Here is an 18,840-nt window from a genome sequence, read left to right on the forward strand (position 1 = left end):
ATGGCCGCACTCTGGATTGCCCATGTGACCGTGACCGACACCGAAGCTTACGGCCAATATGCCGAACTAGCGGGGCCGGCCATTGCTGCTCATGGCGGGACTTTCATCGCCCGTGGCGGGCGCTTTGTGCAACTTGAAGGCAAGGAACGCCCGCGCAATGTGGTTGCCCGGTTCCCCTCGGTCGAGGCGGCGGTGGAATGTTATCAGTCCGACGCCTATCAGGAGGCCCTGAGCCATGCACGCGGCGCGTCCGAGCGTGAACTGATGGTGGTCGAGATCTCCGAGTGAGATCGCTTGCCGACCTGCGCCGGACCTTTGCAGGGCCGGGGCGGCTGGAGTGGATTGGTCTGCGGCCCGAACGCAAAGCACCGCTGGTCGCGGTCGCGCGCGCAGAGATCGGGGCCGCTGGCCTGACCGGCGACCATGGCCGGTCCGGGAAACGCGCGGTGACCGTTATTCAGGCGGAGCACCTGCCGGTCGTAGCGGCGCTGGTGAACCGTCCAGACGTGCCACCCGATGTGCTGCGGCGCAATCTGGTGATCTCGGGCATCAACCTGACAGCGCTTCGGGAATTTGGCCTGCGTATCGGATCTGTCCGGTTGCAGGTCACGGCGCCATGTGCGCCCTGTTCCCGCATGGAGGCGATCCTAGGGCCGGGGGGCTATTCGGCCATGCGCGGGCATGGCGGCTGGTGTTGTTCCGTCGTGCAATCGGGGTCAATCGCCCAAGGTGACGCTGTCGTTGTGGACGCGGACTGAGCGTCGGCACCTTTTTGCCCGGCGCTATGGCATTTGGGCAATCTCCTGCCACAAATTTTTCCCGGTCTTTGGATGATAACTGATTCGTGCGACATTCCGGCCAAACCCTTGTCAGAGGGGTGAAAAATTTCGATCCCGTGAATTGTTCCCGATATAGAAAATATCGTGTCGGTCCGATCGGACTGGACCGTTGCAAAACTATGGCACCTCCACCACAGAATCCCTGATTCCGGCTGGAAAAAGTAGAGTTTGTGGAATTTTGCCGCGCCAAGTCAGGAATTCCTGTCGCGCGGTGGCGATTTTCTTGGCTAGAGTTTGGATACCTTCAATTTTCTTGGGAGAAAGATCATGAAAAAAGTTCTTGTCGGCGCACTTATCGCAGCCGCTTTCGCAGCACCTGCAATGGCATGGGAAGGCAAAGTTGTTGCCTGCTATGACAAGGTCTGGGTTCCGGCCAAATACGGCTACAAACAGCACCTGATCATGGCGGCCCACACCGAGTGGGAATACAAGAACGGCCAGATGATCAAAGTCCACTATCCGGCTGTCTACAAAGAGTCGAAGCACATGGTGAAAGAGGGCTACTACGTGGCCAAGAAAGCGGCCTGCAAGTAATTCACGTACATCGAACAAGAAAGGCGCGGGGTCTGCCACCCCGCGCCTTTTCTGTTTTCAGGCGCCGCACATGCGGCAAGGCCAGAGAACAAAGGCTGCCGTGATCCAGCGGCGCCGCTGATGCGGCACATCCTCTCCTCGGCCCCCCACCTGTCCTCCCCCCGTATCCGGGGGAAGGGAGCATGGGGCCGACCGACCCTGTCAAACCGCCGTCAGCGCCCTTTGCGGCTGCGGTGGGTCAGACCCCACCCCGTGTGGCGCGCTTGCGCTCATGCGGGTCAAGGTGGCGCTTGCGCAGGCGGATCGCGTTGGGCGTCACCTCGACCAGCTCATCGTCGTTGATATAGGCGATGGCCTCTTCCAGCGACAGCGTGATGGGCGTGGTCAGACGCACCGCGTCATCGGTGCCAGAGGCGCGCACGTTGGTCAGCTTCTTGCCTTTGAGCGGGTTCACCTCAAGGTCATTCTCGCGGCTGTGTTCGCCGATGATCATGCCTTGATAAACCTTGGTCTGGGCCCCGATCATCATCCGGCCGCGGTCTTCGAGGTTCCACAGCGCATAGGCCACGGCCTCACCGTCTTCCATCGAGATCAGGACACCGGCGCGACGGCCCGGAATCGGACCTTTGTGCGGGGTCCAGCCGTGAAAGACGCGGTTCAGAACGCCGGTGCCGCGGGTGTCGGTCAGGAATTCGCCGTGATAGCCGATCAACCCGCGCGACGGGACATGCGCGATGATCCGCGTCTTGCCGGCGCCTGCCGGGCGCATTTCCACCAGTTCGCCCTTGCGCACGCCTGTCAGTTTTTCGATTACCGCACCGGAGTATTCGTCATCGACGTCGATGGTGGCCTCTTCGACCGGTTCCAGCGTCTTGCCGTCCGCCTCGCGCAGGATCACCTGCGGGCGCGAGATCGACAGTTCAAAGCCTTCGCGGCGCATGTTTTCGATCAACACGCCCATTTGCAATTCGCCACGGCCCGAGACCTCAAACGCTTCGCCGCCGGGGGTGTCCTTGATACGGATGGCGACGTTGGTTTCGGCCTCCTTGTACAGACGGTCGCGGATCACGCGGGACTGGACCTTTTTGCCGTCACGGCCGGCCAGCGGGCTGTCGTTGATGCCGAAAGTGACGGTGATGGTCGGCGGGTCGATGGGCTGGGCCTCCAGCGGATCTTCGACCGCCAGCGCGCAAAGCGTGTCGGCCACGGTGGCCTTGGTCATGCCTGCAAGGCTGACAATGTCGCCGGCCTCTGCTTCGTCAATGTCCTGTAGGTGCAGACCGCGAAAAGCCTGAATCTTGGTGACGCGGAACTGTTCGATCTTTTGGCCGATACGCGACAGGGCCTGCACGGTCTGTCCCACCTTGACACGACCGGACTCGATGCGGCCGGTCAGCAGGCGACCGACAAAGGGGTCGGCACCCAGCGTTACCGACAACATGCGGAAATCGTCGTCGACATGTTTGACCTGCCGCGGCGCGGGCACATGGTTCACGATCAGGTTGAACAGTGCATCAAGGTTCTTGCGCGGGCCGTCCAGTTCCGCATCGCACCAGCCAGAGCGGCCCGAGGCGTAGAGATGCGGGAAATCAAGCTGGTCCTCGTCCGCGTCGAGGTTCGAGAACAGGTCAAAGACCTCATCCAGCGCGCGATCCGGTTCGGCGTCGGGTTTGTCGACCTTGTTGAGCACCACAATCGGGCGCAGGCCCAGCGCCAGCGCCTTGGAGGTGACGAATTTTGTCTGCGGCATCGGGCCTTCTGCGGCATCGACCAGCAAAACGACGCCATCGACCATCGACAGGATGCGTTCCACCTCGGCCCCGAAATCGGCGTGGCCGGGGGTATCCACGATATTGATGCGCTTGCCCTTCCACTCGACGCTGGTCGCTTTGGCAAGAATGGTGATCCCGCGTTCACGTTCCAGGTCATTGGAATCCATGGCACGTTCGGCCACAGCCTGATTGGCGCGGAAGGCGCCGGATTGTTTCAGCAGCTCGTCCACCAATGTTGTCTTGCCGTGGTCCACGTGGGCGATGATCGCGACGTTGCGCAAATCCATAAGACGTTTCCTTTGTCCGGAGTTGGCGCGGACGTAGCCGGGACGCGGCAAAAAGGCCAGAGCCGTTTTGCCGCAAGCCAGTTGCAAGGGGGGAACAGGTCACGGTCACGAGAGCGCCAGAGGGAACCGGCGGGCTTTGGCCGAGGAACGGGCTGCCTCAGCGGTCTTTGGCCGGTCCGGGAGCCCGGGGGCGAACCGGATGGAACAAGTCGGGGTCTGGCCCGTTGAAAGTGCATGACGGACGGATACATCCCGTCGTGACATGACGCGCTGCCTGAGAGCGGCGTACGGAACCAGAAAAGGAGACAGTCATGAAATCGAGCATTTTTGCCCTTGTCGCAGCGGCGGCAACTCTTGGTGCGGCCCCGGTCCTTGCCGGCAGCCTTGACGACACCCCGGTCGAGGTTGCCCCCATGGCACCCGTTGTGCCCGTGGCGCCCCTCGGCGTTGATTGGACCGGCATTTATGGTGGTCTTTCGCTGGGCAACATGAACGCGCAGGGCGGCGGCACGTCGAACAACGGCACCATCTATGGCCTGCACACCGGCTATGATTATGACTTCGGCAAAGTCGTGGTCGGCGGCGAGTTCGAGTATCAGGCCGGTGACGACTATTCCCTTGGTGGCGTGGACGTGGACAACGTCATGCGGCTCAAAGGGCGGGTCGGCTATGAGATGGGCCAGTCGCTGCTGTACGGCACCGCCGGTGTCGCGCGGATCGACACCGCGCTGGGAGATGCAACCGGTCCCGTCGGCGGTGTCGGCATCGAGTATCGCGTCAGTGACCGGTTCTCGATCGGTGGTGAGGCGCTGGCGCACAGCTTTGACGATGTGGGCGGATCCGGTGCCGACATCGACGCGCAGACATTCTCGCTGCGGGGTTCCTTCCGCTTCTGATGTCCCCTCACGTGTTTGCGGAAGGCACGGTCCCCTCGGAGCAATCGCTCCGGGGGGATTTTTTGTTGAGATGCGGAACCGTCGGGGACGGGTGCCCGTCCTTGTGAAAGGTCGACACCGGCTGGGCCGGTTGCCGGACCGGTGGATTTCAGCGGTGGGCGTGGTGTGGTTTCAGTGTGGTGACGTGTTCGAAAACAGGTGAATGACCAGAATCCCGGTCAGAATAAGCCCCATGCCCAGGATGGCAGGCAGGTCGAGCCGCTGGCCAAAGACCACCACACCAATGGCCGCGATCAGGACAATCCCAAGTCCCGACCAGATCGCATAGGCGATGCCGACCGGGAAATACTTCAGCGCGACGCCCAGCAGGTAAAAGGCCGCGCCGTAGGCAAGGACCACAACAATCGTCGGCCCCACCTTGGAAAATTGCTGACTGGCTTGCAGCGCGGTTGTGCCGATGGTTTCGGCCAGAACAGCGAAAGCGAGGATCAGGTAAGGCATCGAAAACTCCGGGCCACTTGCGAAACGGCGGGCGCGGGATCACCGCTAGCGTGACCCGCGCGCAACCGCAAGCGGCTGGTCCCTGTGATGATTGCAGGCGCAGACGTCGCCGCGCAGCGACAGGCCGCTGTCGCCGGAGCGCCCCGAAACCTTATGGGGATCGGGGGCGGTGGCGTCCTTTGCCCGGCCGGTCTCAGGCGGGCAGATGGATGTTGAACCGCGCCCGGATTGCGGCGTCGGTGGCGGGGTCAAACCGCGCCGGGCTGCGGGAGGCAAGGATGTCATCCTTGCGGGCGGTCGCGTTGACCAGCAGATCGGGCTTTTCCTTTTCTTCCCATTCCTTCGGGGAACTGCGGTTGCCCAGCTTGGGGTAGACGTGGTCGCGTTGCATCCGGCCAAGGGTCGCGTCGGTGCCAAGGTAGTGGCCCGGTCCGTTCAGGCAGACATCGCGCATCTGCTCCAGCGCCAGCGTGTCGTCGTCCACCTCGATCCCGCGCACGCAGCGCAGCGCCTGACCGATCAGGTCGTCGCCCAGGATCAGGCTTTCGTGGCAGAACCCCAGCAAGGAGGCATGCATTCCCGCCGCCTCGTAGACCATGTTCAGGCCCGACAGTCCGGCCATGACGTTGGTGCACATCTGTTCCCATCCCGCCTGCATGTCCGGCAGTTTGGAATCCGAAGCCCCGCCGGTGGCCCCGCCGGGCAGTCCGTAAAATGCGTGCATCTGCGCGCAGCCCGAGGACAGCAGCGCCTGTTCACCCGATCCCACGGTCATGGCCCCTGACCGCAGGTCCAACCCGAACGGCCATGTGCCGAAGATCGCCGGATGGCCCGGTTTCAATGCGTTCACATAGACCACACCGGCAAGGCATTCGGCGACGGCCTGCACGATGGCCCCCGCGATGGTCGAGGGCGCGGTGGCCCCGGCCATCCCGGCGCTCAGCAGGAGGACCGGCATGCCGCCAAGGACGCAGGTCTCCATCGCCTGACAGCTTTCCGTGGCGAATTTCATCGGCGGCACGACGAAACAGTTGGAATTGGATACAAACGGCCGTGCGCGCCATGCCGCCTCGCCACCGGCGATCATGTGCAACAGCTCCAGCCCCTCCGCCACATGTGACGGGTCAGAGAAAGATGTGCCAACGTGCTTGGTGGTGCCCGCGCAGCAGGCGTAGATGGTGTTCAGGTCCATCTCTCGGTTGTCGAGGATGTCGCGCGCCACCATCGGGCGTTGCAGGAAATGGATATTGTCCAGCACATGCGCGATGCGCGCGGCGTCGTGCAGGTCTTGCAGGGTGCTTTCGCGATAGTTACGGCCTGCAACGTCGACCATGTGCACCGCGGCACCCGCGGTGCCGTAGTGGACGCGCTGCCCCGACAGGTCGAGGTCAAAGCGCGGATCGCGGCCACATAGGGACAGGTCACGGCAGGCCTTGGCCAACATGTCCTCGACCAGCGCCGGGGAAAACCTCAGCCGTCCGTCGCCGCCCAGTCTGGCACCGGCGGCGGTGAGCAGTTCGATCCCCGAGGGAGGGGCATCGGCAAGACCGATTTCGTCGAGCGCGCGCAGGGCGGTCGCATGAATCCGCGCGACCTGTGCCTCGGTCAGCGGGCGGAATTTTCCGCCGGTCATGCCGGGACGGACAGGGCGGATGTCATCGGACAGGGAGGACGCGCGGGCGGCAACCCGTGCGGCACGGCCACCACTGCGGCGCGAGAGGGGTGCGGTCATGTTCAGAAGTCCGTTTTTCAGGAATGCAAAGGGCAGATCGGAGGCGGCGGGCCTAGTCCGGCCGACCACGGGCCGCGCGTCCGCGTCGGGCGCCAATCTTGCGCAGGATCAAGGAGATGGTTGCGTATTCCCAGCACATGTCTGGCAGCGTCTCCGACCGCATCGGTCTTGTCTGTGCCGAAAACGACGCCGTGTCGTTTTTGATCCGGCGGCAAAAATGAATTCAATTTTACAGACGGTTAAGGGCGCGTAAATGCGCTGCGCCTAATGTGCGGGAACCCGAATCCAACACCGGAGTAAACGAATGATCCGCGCTTTTCTTCTGTCTGCCGCGCTTGTCGCGACACCCCCGATGGCCATGGCGGTCGAACCCCATGCCGCAATGCAGGCCTATGTTGATACCGAAATCATGAGCTGGGCGCATGACGGCACCATCATCAAGGCGATCACTGCCCAAAACGCCGAAACTGCCGACTACGATGCCATTCGGATCGATGCGCTGGACAAGACATGGCGCTCCGAGGTCGGCACCGGCTCTGACCTGGTCAATGGCGTGCTCAAGAACGCCGCCGCCGATTTCCTGCGCAGCCAGATCGCCGCCAGCGGCGGCATGATCACAGAGGTTTTTGTCATGGACGCGCAGGGTCTGAACGTTGCCGCGTCCGGGGCCACCTCTGACTACTGGCAGGGGGATGAGGCGAAGTTTCAGGAAACCTATCCCAAGGGGGCGGGTGCGGTGCACTTTGGCGACATCGAGTTCGATGAATCCAGTCAGACCTATCAGGCGCAGATTTCCGTCACCATCACCGACCCTGCAAGCGGCGAACCCATCGGTGCGATGACCATCGGAATCGACGCCGAAGCGCTGATGTAAGCACCGCACACCAACGAAACTCAAAAAAACGGGCAAGGAACGCGAGCATGACACAGGACGGCAAGGGGCGGCTTGGGGCCGGGCTCCATTCGGTATTCGTCAGATGTGCGGCGATCATGGCCGTCACCACGATTGTGGTGGCGGGCGTGATTTCGGTCCAGGCGGGGTCTTTGATAAAGGGGCTCGCGGTCAAGGGCGTCGTCGATCAGGCGGCAAAGTCGACCGACCGATATGCAGAGTCGCTGGTCAAACCGATCCGGTTCGGCGTTGTGCCCAAGATAGAAGAAATGACTTCGGCTGCGCTGAGCGCGGCCGGGGCAGACGGAAGCGCCATGGTGGTTCTGGACGCAGAAGGCGCGGTATTGGCCAGCGCCGGTGACGATCCGGCGCTTGTCGATGAGATTTCGGCGATCGCGCGCACGGCCCTGGCAGAGGGAACGCGACAATTGGCGGGCGACGGGTTGATCGTCGCGGAACCTGTGCTGGCCGAACCGGAGGGGCCGGTGATCGGTGCTTTGGTGATGGCGTGGAACGCGGATGCGGCGCTGGCGGATTCCCGGAAGGAAAACAAGCTCATTTTGCTGACGGCGGCGGCGGTTTTTGTTGTCCTGATGGCGGGTACGCTTTTGGTTTTGCAGCGCAGTCTGGGGCGGCCCTTGCGGCAGTTGACCGAAGCGGTCAACCGGGTCTCGCAAGGCGACTATGAGACCGAGGTCGGAATGGCCGGGCGGCGTGACGAGTTCGGTGAAATCGTGGCGCACATGCGGTCGCTGATCGTCGCGCTGCGTGCCGCACGCACCGCCGAGGAGGAGCGAGCCGAGAATATGGAACGGCAGGTCGAAATGGTGCACCATCTGGGTATGGCATTGGACATGCTGGCCGATGGTGTGCTCAACCGCGAGATCGAGGCAGAATTCCCGGAGGAATACGCGGCCTTGCGCGCCAACTACAACCGCGCCATCGCCAGCCTCCGGAAGGTGATCGACGAGGTTTCGGCGAGCGCGGGCAGCTTGCTCGACAATGCCAACCAGATCACCTCTGCCTCAGACGATCTTGCCCGCCGGACGGAAACGCAGGCAGCCACGCTGGAGCAATCGGCGGCGGCGCTGGAGGAACTGTTGAGCAGTGTGACAGCAGCGGCCGAAAATGCCCAAAGCGCCGATGAGCAGGTGCGCCAGACCCGCGACATCGCCGAACGCAATGGCCAGGTGATGCGGTCCGCCATCGAAGCGATGGGCGCAATCGAGAAATCTTCGGATCAGATCAGCGAGATCACCAATGTGATCGACGACATCGCCTTTCAGACCAATCTGCTGGCGCTCAATGCCGGTGTCGAGGCGGCACGGGCAGGGGAATCCGGCAAGGGGTTTGCCGTTGTGGCGACAGAGGTCCGGGGGCTGGCGCAGCGCAGCGCTGCGGCGGCCCAGCAGATCAAGGATCTGATCACCGGCGCCGGTGAACAGGTCACCAGCGGCGTCAAACTGGTCGAGGAGGCTGGTGGCGCACTGGACGATGTGTTGGCCCGTGTTGCCGATGTCTCGAAGATGGTCAGCGGCATAGCAAACAGCGCCGGGGAACAGGCACAGGGTTTGCAGGAAATCAATGTGGGTGTGTCAAACCTTGACCGGGTCACGCAGCAGAACGCGGCCATGGTCGAGGAGGCCACCGCCTCGGCACATATGATGCGGGGCGACGCCAGCGCGCTCAGCGAGACCGTCGGGCGTTTCACCACGCAAAAAGCGGGCTCTGCCGACCGCACGGACCGTGGACCTGCCAAGAAACCGGCGAATAGGGCGGCCTGAGAACACTTGCCTGAGAACGCGTGCCTGAGTCACTGACCTGTCACGCGTGCCAGAAGGGTCGCCGCCCGCTTCTTCGACAGGCTTTCGGGCGGTCGAAAATCCGGCACTTGCCCGCCGTCTTGCGCCGGATCGCCCAAAAACAGGGCATTTGCCGAAAGCTGTCACTTGGGGACGGTATCGACTGGCCGATTGCCGGTCGACCGTGGCAACGGGTTTACATCCCGCTCCGTGAAGGGTTCTGTGGAAGAAGGAAAACGCAACTCGGGACAGACGGGAACAAAATGGCGATTACGGCGAGCATTCGGCACCTCACGCACTATACGTATGACCGTCCGGTCACCCTGTCTCCGCAGATTATCCGTCTTCGCCCTGCGCCTCACAGCCGAACACGGGTGATCAGCCATTCGCTCAAAGTCTCGCCGGAAGACCATTTCGTAAACCATCAGCAGGACATCTACGGCAATTGGCTGGCGCGCTTTGTCTTTCCGGAGCCGGTGACAGAATTCCGGATCGAGGTCGATCTGGTTGCCGACATGACCGTCTACAACCCGTTCGATTTCTTCGTGGACGACGTGGCCCGCGAATGGCCCTTTTCCTACCCCGAGGATATCGCCCCGGATCTTGCGGTTTACCGCAGGGCCGTGCCGATCACCCCCAAGGTCAAGGCATGGGTCGAAAGCGTTCCGCGCAAGAAGCAGGTCACCATCGATTTTCTGGTCGAGTTGAACCGGCAGCTAGAAACCGAAATCGACTATCTGATCCGGATGGAACCCGGTGTGCAGACGCCCGAGGAAACGCTGACCAAAGGCTCTGGCTCGTGCCGTGACACCAGTTGGCTGCTGATCAATATCCTGCGCCATCTTGGTTTTGCGACACGCTTTGTCTCGGGCTACCTGATCCAGTTGAAGCCGGATCTTGAGGCGCTGGATGGCCCCTCGGGCACCGACCATGATTTCACCGATCTGCACGCATGGTGTGAGGTCTATCTGCCCGGCGCGGGCTGGGTCGGCCTTGACCCGACCAGCGGCCTGCTGACCGGCGAAAGCCACATCCCGCTGGCCGCGACCCCGCACTACAGCAACGCGGCCCCCATCGTGGGCGGTTTTGAGGGGCACAAGGACACCAAGACCGAGTTCGACTTTGCGATGGAGGTCAACCGCATTGCGGAACACCCGCGCATCACCAAGCCGTTCTCCGAAGAAAGCTGGGACGCGCTGAATGCGCTGGGGCACAAGGTCGACGAGGAAATCGAGGCGGCGGACATGCGCCTGACCATGGGCGGTGAGCCGACCTTTGTGTCCATCGACGATTTCGAAAGCCCGGAGTGGAACACCGATGCCGTCGGCCCGCAAAAGCGCGATCTGGCAGACCAGTTGATCCGGCGCTTGCATGACAAGTTCGCGCCCGGCGGTTTCCTGCACTACGGGCAGGGCAAATGGTATCCGGGCGAAACCCTGCCGCGCTGGACCTTTTCGCTGTACTGGCGGCACGATGGCAAACCGATCTGGCGCAACAAGGATCTGGTGGCCCGCGAAACCGACAAATCCGCAACTGAGGTCGACGCCGAGCGGTTCATGGTCGGCTTCGCCAAATCATTGGAGATCGGGACGGAATACGTGCAACCCGCCTATGAGGACCCGGCCGTCTGGATCCTCAAGGAGGCGGAATTGCCAGAGAACGTGACGCCCGAGGATTCCCGCCTGAAAGACCCCGAGGCCCGGCAAAGGATCGCGCGGGTGTTTGACCGCGGCTTGGACAAACCCGCCGGGTTTGTGCTGCCGATCCAGCGCTGGCAATCGCGCGCCTTTGGCCGTGGCTGGCGGTCAGAGCGGTGGCGCGCGCGGCGGGGCCACCTGTTCCTGATCCCCGGCGACAGCCCGGTGGGCTTTCGCCTGCCGCTGGGAACGCTGCCCTATGTCAGCCCGTCCAACTATCCCTACGTCTATCCGGCGGACCCCAATGTGCCGGTCGACGAATTGCCGGATTTCCTGGAAATGGACGACAAGCGGCAGGCCGTTTTCGAAGAGCTGCGGCGCATCGCACAGGAAGAGCGCGACACCCTGCCGGAAACCACGCCGGGCCGCGAACAACCCGTGTCCGCCCTGCGCGGGGATGAGCCGTCAGAGGCGCTGCGCGAACAGGCGGTGACGCCGGAGGGGGCCACCGTGCGCACCGCCATCGCGGTGGAGCCGCGCGATGGCAAGCTTTGCCTGTTCATGCCGCCGGTGGAACAGCTGGAGGATTACCTTGAACTGATCTCTGCCGCCGAGGCCACCGCCGAGGCGCTGGCCCTTCCGCTGCACATCGAAGGCTATACACCGCCGCACGATTCCCGCCTGAACGTGATCAAGGTGGCACCGGACCCCGGCGTGATCGAGGTCAACGTGCATCCCGCGTCCAGCTGGAAGGATTGCGTCGACATCACCAGCACGGTCTACGATGAGGCCCGTCAGTGCCGCCTTGGTGCCGACAAGTTCATGATCGACGGCAAACACACCGGCACTGGCGGCGGCAACCACGTGGTCGTGGGCGGCGCGACGCCCATGGACTCGCCATTCCTGCGGCGACCCGACCTGCTGCGCTCACTGATCCTGTACATGCAGCGGCATCCGTCGATGTCCTATCTGTTCTCGGGCACCTTTATCGGGCCGACCAGTCAGGCACCACGGATTGATGAGGCGCGGCACGACACGCTCTATGAGCTTGAAATCGCGATGTCGCAGATCCCCGATCCGGATGAAGGGGGGACGCCACCGCCCTGGCTGGTGGACCGGCTGCTGCGCAACATCCTGATCGACGTGACCGGCAACACCCACCGGGCCGAAATCTGCATCGACAAGCTGTATTCACCGGACGGTCCGACCGGGCGTCTGGGGCTGGTGGAATTCCGCGGCTTCGAGATGCCGCCTGATCCGCGCATGAGCCTTGCGCAGCAGGTGCTGATCCGCGCGCTGCTGGTGCGGCTGTGGAAATCGCCCGTCAAGGGCAAGCCGGTGCGCTGGGGCACCACGCTGCACGACCGGTTCATGTTGCCGGAATTCGTCTGGGCCGATTTCCTTGACGTGCTGCGCGATCTCAAGGAACACGGGTTCGATCTGCGGCCCGAGTGGTATGAGGCGCAGCGTGAATTCCGCTTCCCCTTTGCCGGCGAGATCGAGGCCGATGGCGTTCATCTGGAGGTGCGTCAGGCGCTGGAGCCGTGGCATGTGCTGGGCGAACGCGGCGCAATCGGCGGCACGGTGCGCTATACCGACAGTTCGGTTGAGCGGATGCAGGTGCAACTGACCTCTGCCGATCCGGACCGCTATGTCGTGTGTTGTAACCAACGCAAGGTGCCGATGTCGCAGACCGGCGACAGCGGCCGCCGCGTTGGTGGTGTGCGGTTCAAGGCGTGGCAACCGGCCGAGGCGCTGCACCCGGTCCTGCCGGTGGACGCACCGCTGATCTTTGACATCTTCGACACTTGGTCGGGGCGGGCGATCGGCGGGTGTACCTATCATGTCGCGCATCCGGGCGGACGGAGTTACGACACGTTCCCGGTCAATACCAATGAGGCGGACGCCCGTCGTCTTGCACGGTTCGAGAAATGGGGGCATACCCCGGGGACCTACCAACCGGCTACCGAAAACACGCATCCGGAGTTCCCGATGACGCTCGATCTGCGCCGCGCCCCCTGGATCTGACAATGGTCGACCCCGGCGCCGCTGCACCGGCGCGCAAGGCGCCGCTGGAACATTATCAGCCACCCAAAGGGGTGGCTGATGAATTGTTGCGGCGGGATGGCAGCCTGCGTCCGGCGTGGAAGCCGATGATTGACCATCTGGCCGGGCGTGACCCCGGTCAGGTTGCTCAGGACTTTGCCCGTGGCGATCTCTACCTACAGGATGCGGGCGTCTATTATCGCCAGTACACCGGCGACGAATCCGCCATGCGCAATTGGCCACTCAGCCATATCCCGGTGATCATTGCCGAGTCAGAGTGGCGCGACCTTGCCGCCGGGATCGAACAGCGGGCCGAACTGCTGGAACGCACCATGGCGGACCTGTACGGTCCCGCGGATCTGGTCAAACGTGGCCTGCTGCCGCCGCAATTGGTCGCGCGCAATCCCGAATGGCTGAACCCGATGGTCGGGGTGAAACCGCGCTCGGGTCATTACCTGCATTTCCTTGCCTTCGAGATCGGGCGCTCCCCCGATGGCAGTTGGCTGGTGCTGGGCGACCGGACGCAGGCCCCGTCGGGCAGCGGCTTTGCCCTTGAAAACCGCATGGCGACCCTGCGCGTTTTCCATGAACTTTACCCCGAGGCGAATGTTCAGCGCCTTGCCGGGTTCTTTCGCAGTTTCCGGGATCGGCTGACCCAATTGCGCGGGACAGAGCAGGGGCAGGTGGCGATCCTGACCCCCGGTCAGCACACCGACACCTATTTCGAACACGCCTATATCGCGCGGTATCTGGGGTTCCTCTTGCTGGAATCCGAGGATCTGGTGACGGTGGACGGCAGGCTGATGGTGCGCACGATCAGCGGGCTGGAGCCGGTCAGCGTGCTCTGGCGTCGGCTTGACTCGCGGTTTGCCGACCCGCTGGAACTGGATGAAACCTCGGCGCTTGGCACACCGGGCATGGTCAGCACCCTGCGCTCAGGCTCGGTGACGATGCTGAACTGCCTTGGGTCGGGTGTGCTGGAGGCGCGCGCGCTGATGGCCTTTTTGCCGCGTATCTCCGAGGCGCTGCTGGGAGAGCGGCTGAAGCTGCCCAATATCGCCACATGGTGGTGCGGGCAGGCCAAGGAACGCGCCTATGTCCGCGATAATCTGGAACGGATGATGATTGGCCCGGCATTGTCGACCGATCTGCCGTTTGACTACGACAGCACCACGGCGCTTGGCGGTCGGTTCCGGGACAATGCGCGGGGGCCGGTGCTGGACTGGCTGGAAAAGAACGGCGACTCGCTGGTGGGGCAGGAGGCGGTGACGCTGTCGACGACACCCGCCATGATCGACGGCCAACTGGTCCCACGGCCCATGGTGGTGCGGGTCTTTGCGGCGCGCACGCGCGACGGCTGGACCGTGATGCCGGGGGGGTACGCGCGCATCGGGCGCAATGGCGACCCCACGGCGCTGGCCATGCAAAGCGGCGGATCGGTGGCCGATGTCTGGATTGTCGGTGACCGCCCGGTCGCGCCCGATACCCTGTCAGGCCAACAGCCCGGACCGTTTGTGCGGCGGATGCCCGGACGTCTTCCGGCGCGGGCGGCGGACAACCTGTTCTGGCTGGGCCGCTACGTGGAGCGGGCGGATTTTACCGCGCGGACCCTGCGGGCCTATCACCTGCGGCTGGAGGATCACAGCGGAACCCCGATGCCGGTCTTTGACCAGTTGGGCCGCTTTCTCGAAGGTCGGGGCCTCTATCTGTCGCACCCCATGCCGGAGCTGTTTCTGACGCTGCTGGAAAACGCACGGGGCTGCGCCAGCAAGGTGCGGGACAGGTTCTCGGACGATGGCTGGTACGCACTGGATGAACTGGAGGCCGCGGCGCGCGCCTTGGCCGGTGCGGTCGAGCCGGGCGATGCCACCGGCCGCGCGCTGAGCCAGTTGCTGCGCAAGCTGGCCGGGTTTGCCGGTCTGGTGAATGACAACATGTTCCGGTTCTCGGGCTGGCGCTTTATGTCGATGGGGCGCGCATTGGAACGCGGCGTGCAGATCTCGGACCTGCTGGCGGTCTTTTCCGCCGAGGGCGCGCCTCAGGGCAGTCTTGATGCCGCGCTGGAGATTGGCGACAGCGTGATGACCCACCGCCGCCGTTATTCGGTCGAGACAAACCGCACCACGGTGGTCGACCTGCTGGCACTGGACCCGGAGAACCCTCGATCCGTCATCTATCAGGCGGGGGTGTTGCGCGATCAGCAGGCGAAACTGCCCCGACGCAGCAAGTCCAGCCAGTTGAGCGTTGTGGGTCGCCGCATCCTGCGGGTTCACACCGACCTGAGCGTGGCCACGCCAGAGGATCTGAGCAATGCCGCGCTGGCCAAACTGGCCGACGATTTGCAGGCGGTGTCGGACGCCATTCACAACGAGTACATGGGGTAGGCGATGCTCTACGACGTCACGCTCGCGGTGCGCTATGCCTACAATCTGCCTGCCGCGTCCGCGCGGATGCACCTGCGGATGATGCCGGGCAGCGGTCCGGCGCAGCGGCTGGTGTCCGGTCTTCTGGTGGCCCACCCACAACCGGCCTATCGCCGGGACCGGGTGGATTTCTTTGGCAACGCGTTGACAGAGATCACCTATGATACGCCGCTGGACGCGGTCGATTTTCGCTTTACCGGGCGCATCCGGCGCAATGATCTGCCCAGTGAACTGGACCTGTCCTGCGCCTTGCAGGGGATGCCGCGCGAACTGGCAGAGGTGCCCTCGCTTGCGCCGGAGTCGCCGCATCACTTTATGGCGGCCTCGGACCGCGTGGCCCCGGTGGCCGCGATCAGCGCCTTTGCCCGCAGCCTCACCCGGCTGGACCAACCGGTGCTGAAGGTGGTCGAGGCCATCGCACACGGCTTGCACGAGGAAATCACCTTTGACCCCACCGCGACGGATGTGACCACCGATCCGGCAGAGGCTTTTGCCAATCGGCGCGGCGTCTGTCAGGACATCAGCCATATCATGATCGCCGCCCTGCGCGGGATCGGGGTGCCTGCGGGCTATGTCTCTGGCTTTCTGCGGACGGAACCGCCCGAGGGGCAGGAGCGCCTGGCCGGTGCGGATGCGATGCACGCCTGGGTGCGGGCCTGGTGCGGGCAAGAGATGGGCTGGATCGAGATTGATCCGACCAATGACATGCGTGTGGGTGCCGACCACATCAGCGTGGCGGTGGGCCGCGATTATGCCGACGTGGCACCGGTCAAGGGCTCGCTGCGCAGCTCGGGGCTGCACAGCACACAGCACAGCGTCGATGTCGTCCCGGTGCCCGACAAGGGGCCGACAGAGGACCGCAGCCGCAGCACCTCCATCTGAGCCCGCTCAGGCGATGCTGTCCGCGCCGAATGTCGCCACGTCCTCTGATCCGTCATCCCAACGGGTGACACGTTCGATCAGGGTGCCGCTGTCGTCATAGGTCTCTGTCGCGCTGGTCCATGCATAGGCATCCGCGACATCGGTCAGGACCGCACTGCTGCGCAATCCGTTGACATAGTCGATTTCCATCACGCGCCCGTCGTCATAGGTGTCGATCTGGCTGTCCAGCACGCCCTCTGCATCGTAGGTCCGGGCAATCGACTGCCAGACAAAATCGTCGGCCCCGTCGGTGATCGTCTGCGAGACCATCTGTCCGTTGTCATAGCCGGTCTCGATCTCGCGGCCATCGTCGTAGGTCATCACGCGAGAGACCTTGGCCCCGGTCGTGGTGTCGTAGGTGTCGGCATAACTGGACCAGATCGCCTTGTCGGCGCCATCCGTCATGGACAAGCCGCTGCGCACGCCGCCGGTGTAGGAAATCACCTGAACGCTGCCGTCGTCGAAAATGTTGTTCTGTTCGGTCAGCGCGCCTTCGGCGTCATAGCTGCGGGCGATCGAATGCCATGCGAACTGGTTGCCGCCGTCGGTCACAAGAGAACCCGTCCGCGCGCCCTCGGCATTGTAGAAGATATCGACGACCTTGCCCGTATCCCATGTAAAGCTGTTGACGATCCGGGCCCCGTTTTCGTCGTAAGTGTCGGTGTAGCTGGCCCACGAATAGATATTGGCGGTGTCGGTCATGGTGGTCTGGCTGCGCTGCCCGTCGGCAAAGCTGATTTGCAGGACACGGCCATTGTCATAGGTGTTTGTCTGACTGGCCCATTGGCCCGAGGCGGTAAAGCTGCGGGCGATGCTTTGCCAGTCGTGGCTGTCGGCCACGTCAACCTCTAGGGTTTCTTCGGTCAGGCTGCTGCCGGTTTTGTACAGGCGTACTCTGGTGACCGCGCCGTCGCTTTCGATCGTGCCAAAGGCCCCGTCGGTAAAGCTCAGGGTTTCGACATCGGTCAACATATCGGTGCCGTCGTCACCATCGGTCAGGTCGGTGTCGGTGATCCGCAGCGTGCCATCCCAAATCAGGTCATACCCTTCGGAGGCACCGGTAAAGATTACGGTGTCGTCCCCCGCTCCGCCGTCAATGGTGTCGTCACCTTCGCCGGGTTTCACCGTGTCGGCACCGCCGCCGGTCTGGATATCGTTGTTGGCGGCGTTGCCGGTGATGTGGTCGTCTCCCGACCCGGTGATGGCGTTTTCGATCACCGCCCCGCGGGCGATGCCAAAGTTGCCCACATAGCCATCAAGATCCGACCAAGTGGCGTCGATCAGGCTCAGGCGTTGGTTGTAGACCCGCGTGCCAAGGTCGATCAGGTCGATGCCGGAACTGTCGAAGATCGTGACGGCCTTGCCCGGTTCCAGATCCATCCCGGTGGCGGTCAGGTTGGTGGTGTCGCCATAGATGCTGTTGCCGGTATGGACGTTGGTGGGCGTGCCATAGAGGGTCTGGATGGCCAGAATATCGGCCATTTGCGGCGTGTTGAGATACATCGCCGAGGCGTCGATGTTCGGATTTTCCCATTGGCCGAAATAGGACATGACAGACATCTGCCAACTGTCGTTGGCATACAGCGCCTGACTCTCGAAGTCCGCGCTACCGTTGTAGTTGCCGCCGTGACCGAGGCCTAGCGCGTGGCCGATCTCATGCACAAAGGTCTGATAATAGTAGTCGACATTGTTCTGCCAGCTGACATGCACGTTGACCACGGAATAGGCGATCTGGTTCCAGCCGACGTAGACGGCGGAATAGGCATAGGCACCGCTTTCGGTATCCTGAAAGGTGATGTCCGCGTCGCCGGATGTGGTGATGAACTGTAGGCCCGACACCGCCGTCCAGGAGGCAAGCGCCGCCATCGCGGCCGCCTGACCGATCGGGTCGAGCCCGTCCAGATTGACCGTCAGCGTATCGCCGGCCTGAACGTCGAAGGCACGCCAGTCGCCGCCGCCCGCCTGCCAATAGCCGTGGGTCAGCTGGGCAGCGACCTGGTCCAGTGTATAGACCGGTTTTGAAGACCCGGACGCGCTGCTGCCATCGTCGACAGTGGGCGCGGCGGCCGGGCCGCTCAGGCCATGGAAATCATAGTCAACGGTCTTGGGGTTCAGGCTCTGACAGAGAAAGCACATGGGGCGGGGTCCAGTTCATCAGGTGCGCGCCTCGCCTGGTCTTGGGCAGCGGCGAGACGCGCAGGGGCGAAACCGTCGTGCGAAGGCCCGGCAGAGGGCCCGTCGCGGACGGTTGGTTGTGATCGGGAGCAGACCCGACAGTTGGTGTCATCGTGACGTGCGGCAAGACATCGGAGACCGGGCACAGCGCCACGCAGAGCGCCGGAGGCGCGTCGTGCGAGGGCGGGATAGGCCGTGCGTGATCGGTCACTTCAGAGGTCCTGTAGCAGCGTGGCGAGCAGGTGAACCGGGGGCAAACCGATCCGTTCTTCAGCTTTGGAATGCGAATCCGGGAATGGTTGGGCGGGATATTGTTGAAAGCGCGTCATTGGTGCGGGTTAAGAAACCGTAAACAACGAAAAGACATGAGTGTTTCCGATAGC

The 18,840-nt window shown here is 63.2% G+C and carries 13 protein-coding genes; 9 read left to right on the forward strand and 4 right to left on the reverse strand.

The features are described 5' to 3' along the window. From ACN0S5_RS01735 to ACN0S5_RS01745, 3 genes are all read left to right on the forward strand, one after another. Positions 1-288, forward strand: coding sequence for a DUF1330 domain-containing protein (locus ACN0S5_RS01735; protein ID WP_417205359.1), 288 nt, complete (start codon positions 1-3; stop codon positions 286-288). Further along, a complete protein-coding gene (locus tag ACN0S5_RS01740; protein WP_417205361.1) occupies positions 285-758 on the forward strand; it encodes an MOSC domain-containing protein in 474 nt (157 codons plus the stop codon). Before ACN0S5_RS01735 ends, ACN0S5_RS01740 begins: the two co-directional genes overlap by 4 nt. A gap of 348 nt (positions 759-1,106) precedes the next feature. After that, positions 1,107-1,373 (forward strand): hypothetical protein, encoded by a 267-nt coding sequence (locus ACN0S5_RS01745; RefSeq protein WP_417205363.1) that lies wholly within the window; start codon positions 1,107-1,109, stop codon positions 1,371-1,373. Positions 1,374-1,611: 238 nt separating this feature from the next. Here ACN0S5_RS01745 and typA read toward each other — a convergent pair whose 3' ends face one another. After that, positions 1,612-3,432 (reverse strand): translational GTPase TypA, encoded by a 1,821-nt coding sequence (typA, locus tag ACN0S5_RS01750; RefSeq protein ID WP_417205365.1) that lies wholly within the window; start codon positions 3,430-3,432, stop codon positions 1,612-1,614. 311 nt (positions 3,433-3,743) lie between these two features. On the opposite strand from typA, the gene ACN0S5_RS01755 reads away from it, so the two are divergent. Then, complete coding sequence (locus ACN0S5_RS01755) at positions 3,744-4,328, forward strand: outer membrane protein (RefSeq protein WP_417205366.1); 585 nt, start codon at positions 3,744-3,746, stop codon at positions 4,326-4,328. 171 nt (positions 4,329-4,499) lie between these two features. Here the strand turns inward: ACN0S5_RS01755 and ACN0S5_RS01760 are convergent, their stop codons facing one another. Together ACN0S5_RS01760 and ACN0S5_RS01765 are read right to left on the reverse strand one after the other, a co-directional pair. Continuing rightward, positions 4,500-4,829 carry an SMR family transporter gene (locus tag ACN0S5_RS01760; RefSeq protein ID WP_417205368.1) on the reverse strand — a complete coding sequence of 110 codons (330 nt, stop codon included), beginning with the start codon at positions 4,827-4,829 and terminating at the stop codon, positions 4,500-4,502. A 193-nt stretch (positions 4,830-5,022) separates the two neighbouring features. Beyond that, positions 5,023-6,561 carry a trimethylamine methyltransferase family protein gene (locus tag ACN0S5_RS01765; protein WP_417205370.1) on the reverse strand — a complete coding sequence of 513 codons (1,539 nt, stop codon included), beginning with the start codon at positions 6,559-6,561 and terminating at the stop codon, positions 5,023-5,025. Positions 6,562-6,865: 304 nt separating this feature from the next. Here ACN0S5_RS01765 and ACN0S5_RS01770 point away from each other — a divergent pair, with 304 nt between their 5' ends. From ACN0S5_RS01770 to ACN0S5_RS01790, 5 genes are all read left to right on the forward strand, one after another. Further along, a complete protein-coding gene (locus tag ACN0S5_RS01770) occupies positions 6,866-7,435 on the forward strand; it encodes a cache domain-containing protein (protein WP_417205372.1) in 570 nt (189 codons plus the stop codon). Positions 7,436-7,482: 47 nt separating this feature from the next. Continuing rightward, positions 7,483-9,237: a methyl-accepting chemotaxis protein gene (locus ACN0S5_RS01775; RefSeq protein ID WP_417205374.1), complete on the forward strand. Its 1,755-nt coding sequence runs from the start codon at positions 7,483-7,485 to the stop codon at positions 9,235-9,237. Between the two features lie 281 nt (positions 9,238-9,518). Then, positions 9,519-12,920 (forward strand): DUF2126 domain-containing protein, encoded by a 3,402-nt coding sequence (locus ACN0S5_RS01780; protein WP_417205376.1) that lies wholly within the window; start codon positions 9,519-9,521, stop codon positions 12,918-12,920. A gap of 2 nt (positions 12,921-12,922) precedes the next feature. Further along, positions 12,923-15,322 carry a circularly permuted type 2 ATP-grasp protein gene (locus tag ACN0S5_RS01785; protein ID WP_417205378.1) on the forward strand — a complete coding sequence of 800 codons (2,400 nt, stop codon included), beginning with the start codon at positions 12,923-12,925 and terminating at the stop codon, positions 15,320-15,322. A 3-nt stretch (positions 15,323-15,325) separates the two neighbouring features. Next, positions 15,326-16,243 carry a transglutaminase family protein gene (locus ACN0S5_RS01790; protein WP_417205380.1) on the forward strand — a complete coding sequence of 306 codons (918 nt, stop codon included), beginning with the start codon at positions 15,326-15,328 and terminating at the stop codon, positions 16,241-16,243. A gap of 6 nt (positions 16,244-16,249) precedes the next feature. Here ACN0S5_RS01790 and ACN0S5_RS01795 read toward each other — a convergent pair whose 3' ends face one another. After that, positions 16,250-18,418 carry a M10 family metallopeptidase C-terminal domain-containing protein gene (locus ACN0S5_RS01795; RefSeq protein WP_417205382.1) on the reverse strand — a complete coding sequence of 723 codons (2,169 nt, stop codon included), beginning with the start codon at positions 18,416-18,418 and terminating at the stop codon, positions 16,250-16,252. Positions 18,419-18,840 lie beyond the last annotated feature (422 nt).

Origin of the sequence: Antarctobacter sp., from assembly GCF_048262615.1 — a bacterium.
In the GTDB taxonomy this organism is placed as follows: domain Bacteria; phylum Pseudomonadota; class Alphaproteobacteria; order Rhodobacterales; family Rhodobacteraceae; genus Antarctobacter.

Excerpts from the sequence above, each read along its gene's own strand:
- ACN0S5_RS01735 (WP_417205359.1), top strand. The coding sequence starts at position 1 with ATGGCCGCACTCTGGATTGCCCATGTGACCGTGACCGACACCGAAGCT.
- ACN0S5_RS01745 (WP_417205363.1), top strand. The coding sequence starts at position 1,107 with ATGAAAAAAGTTCTTGTCGGCGCACTTATCGCAGCCGCTTTCGCAGCA.
- typA (WP_417205365.1), bottom strand. The coding sequence starts at position 3,432 with ATGGATTTGCGCAACGTCGCGATCATCGCCCACGTGGACCACGGCAAG.
- ACN0S5_RS01755 (WP_417205366.1), top strand. The coding sequence starts at position 3,744 with ATGAAATCGAGCATTTTTGCCCTTGTCGCAGCGGCGGCAACTCTTGGT.
- ACN0S5_RS01760 (WP_417205368.1), bottom strand. The coding sequence starts at position 4,829 with ATGCCTTACCTGATCCTCGCTTTCGCTGTTCTGGCCGAAACCATCGGC.
- ACN0S5_RS01765 (WP_417205370.1), bottom strand. The coding sequence starts at position 6,561 with ATGACCGCACCCCTCTCGCGCCGCAGTGGTGGCCGTGCCGCACGGGTT.
- ACN0S5_RS01770 (WP_417205372.1), top strand. The coding sequence starts at position 6,866 with ATGATCCGCGCTTTTCTTCTGTCTGCCGCGCTTGTCGCGACACCCCCG.
- ACN0S5_RS01775 (WP_417205374.1), top strand. The coding sequence starts at position 7,483 with ATGACACAGGACGGCAAGGGGCGGCTTGGGGCCGGGCTCCATTCGGTA.
- ACN0S5_RS01780 (WP_417205376.1), top strand. The coding sequence starts at position 9,519 with ATGGCGATTACGGCGAGCATTCGGCACCTCACGCACTATACGTATGAC.
- ACN0S5_RS01785 (WP_417205378.1), top strand. The coding sequence starts at position 12,923 with ATGGTCGACCCCGGCGCCGCTGCACCGGCGCGCAAGGCGCCGCTGGAA.
- ACN0S5_RS01790 (WP_417205380.1), top strand. The coding sequence starts at position 15,326 with ATGCTCTACGACGTCACGCTCGCGGTGCGCTATGCCTACAATCTGCCT.
- ACN0S5_RS01795 (WP_417205382.1), bottom strand. The coding sequence starts at position 18,418 with ATGTGCTTTCTCTGTCAGAGCCTGAACCCCAAGACCGTTGACTATGAT.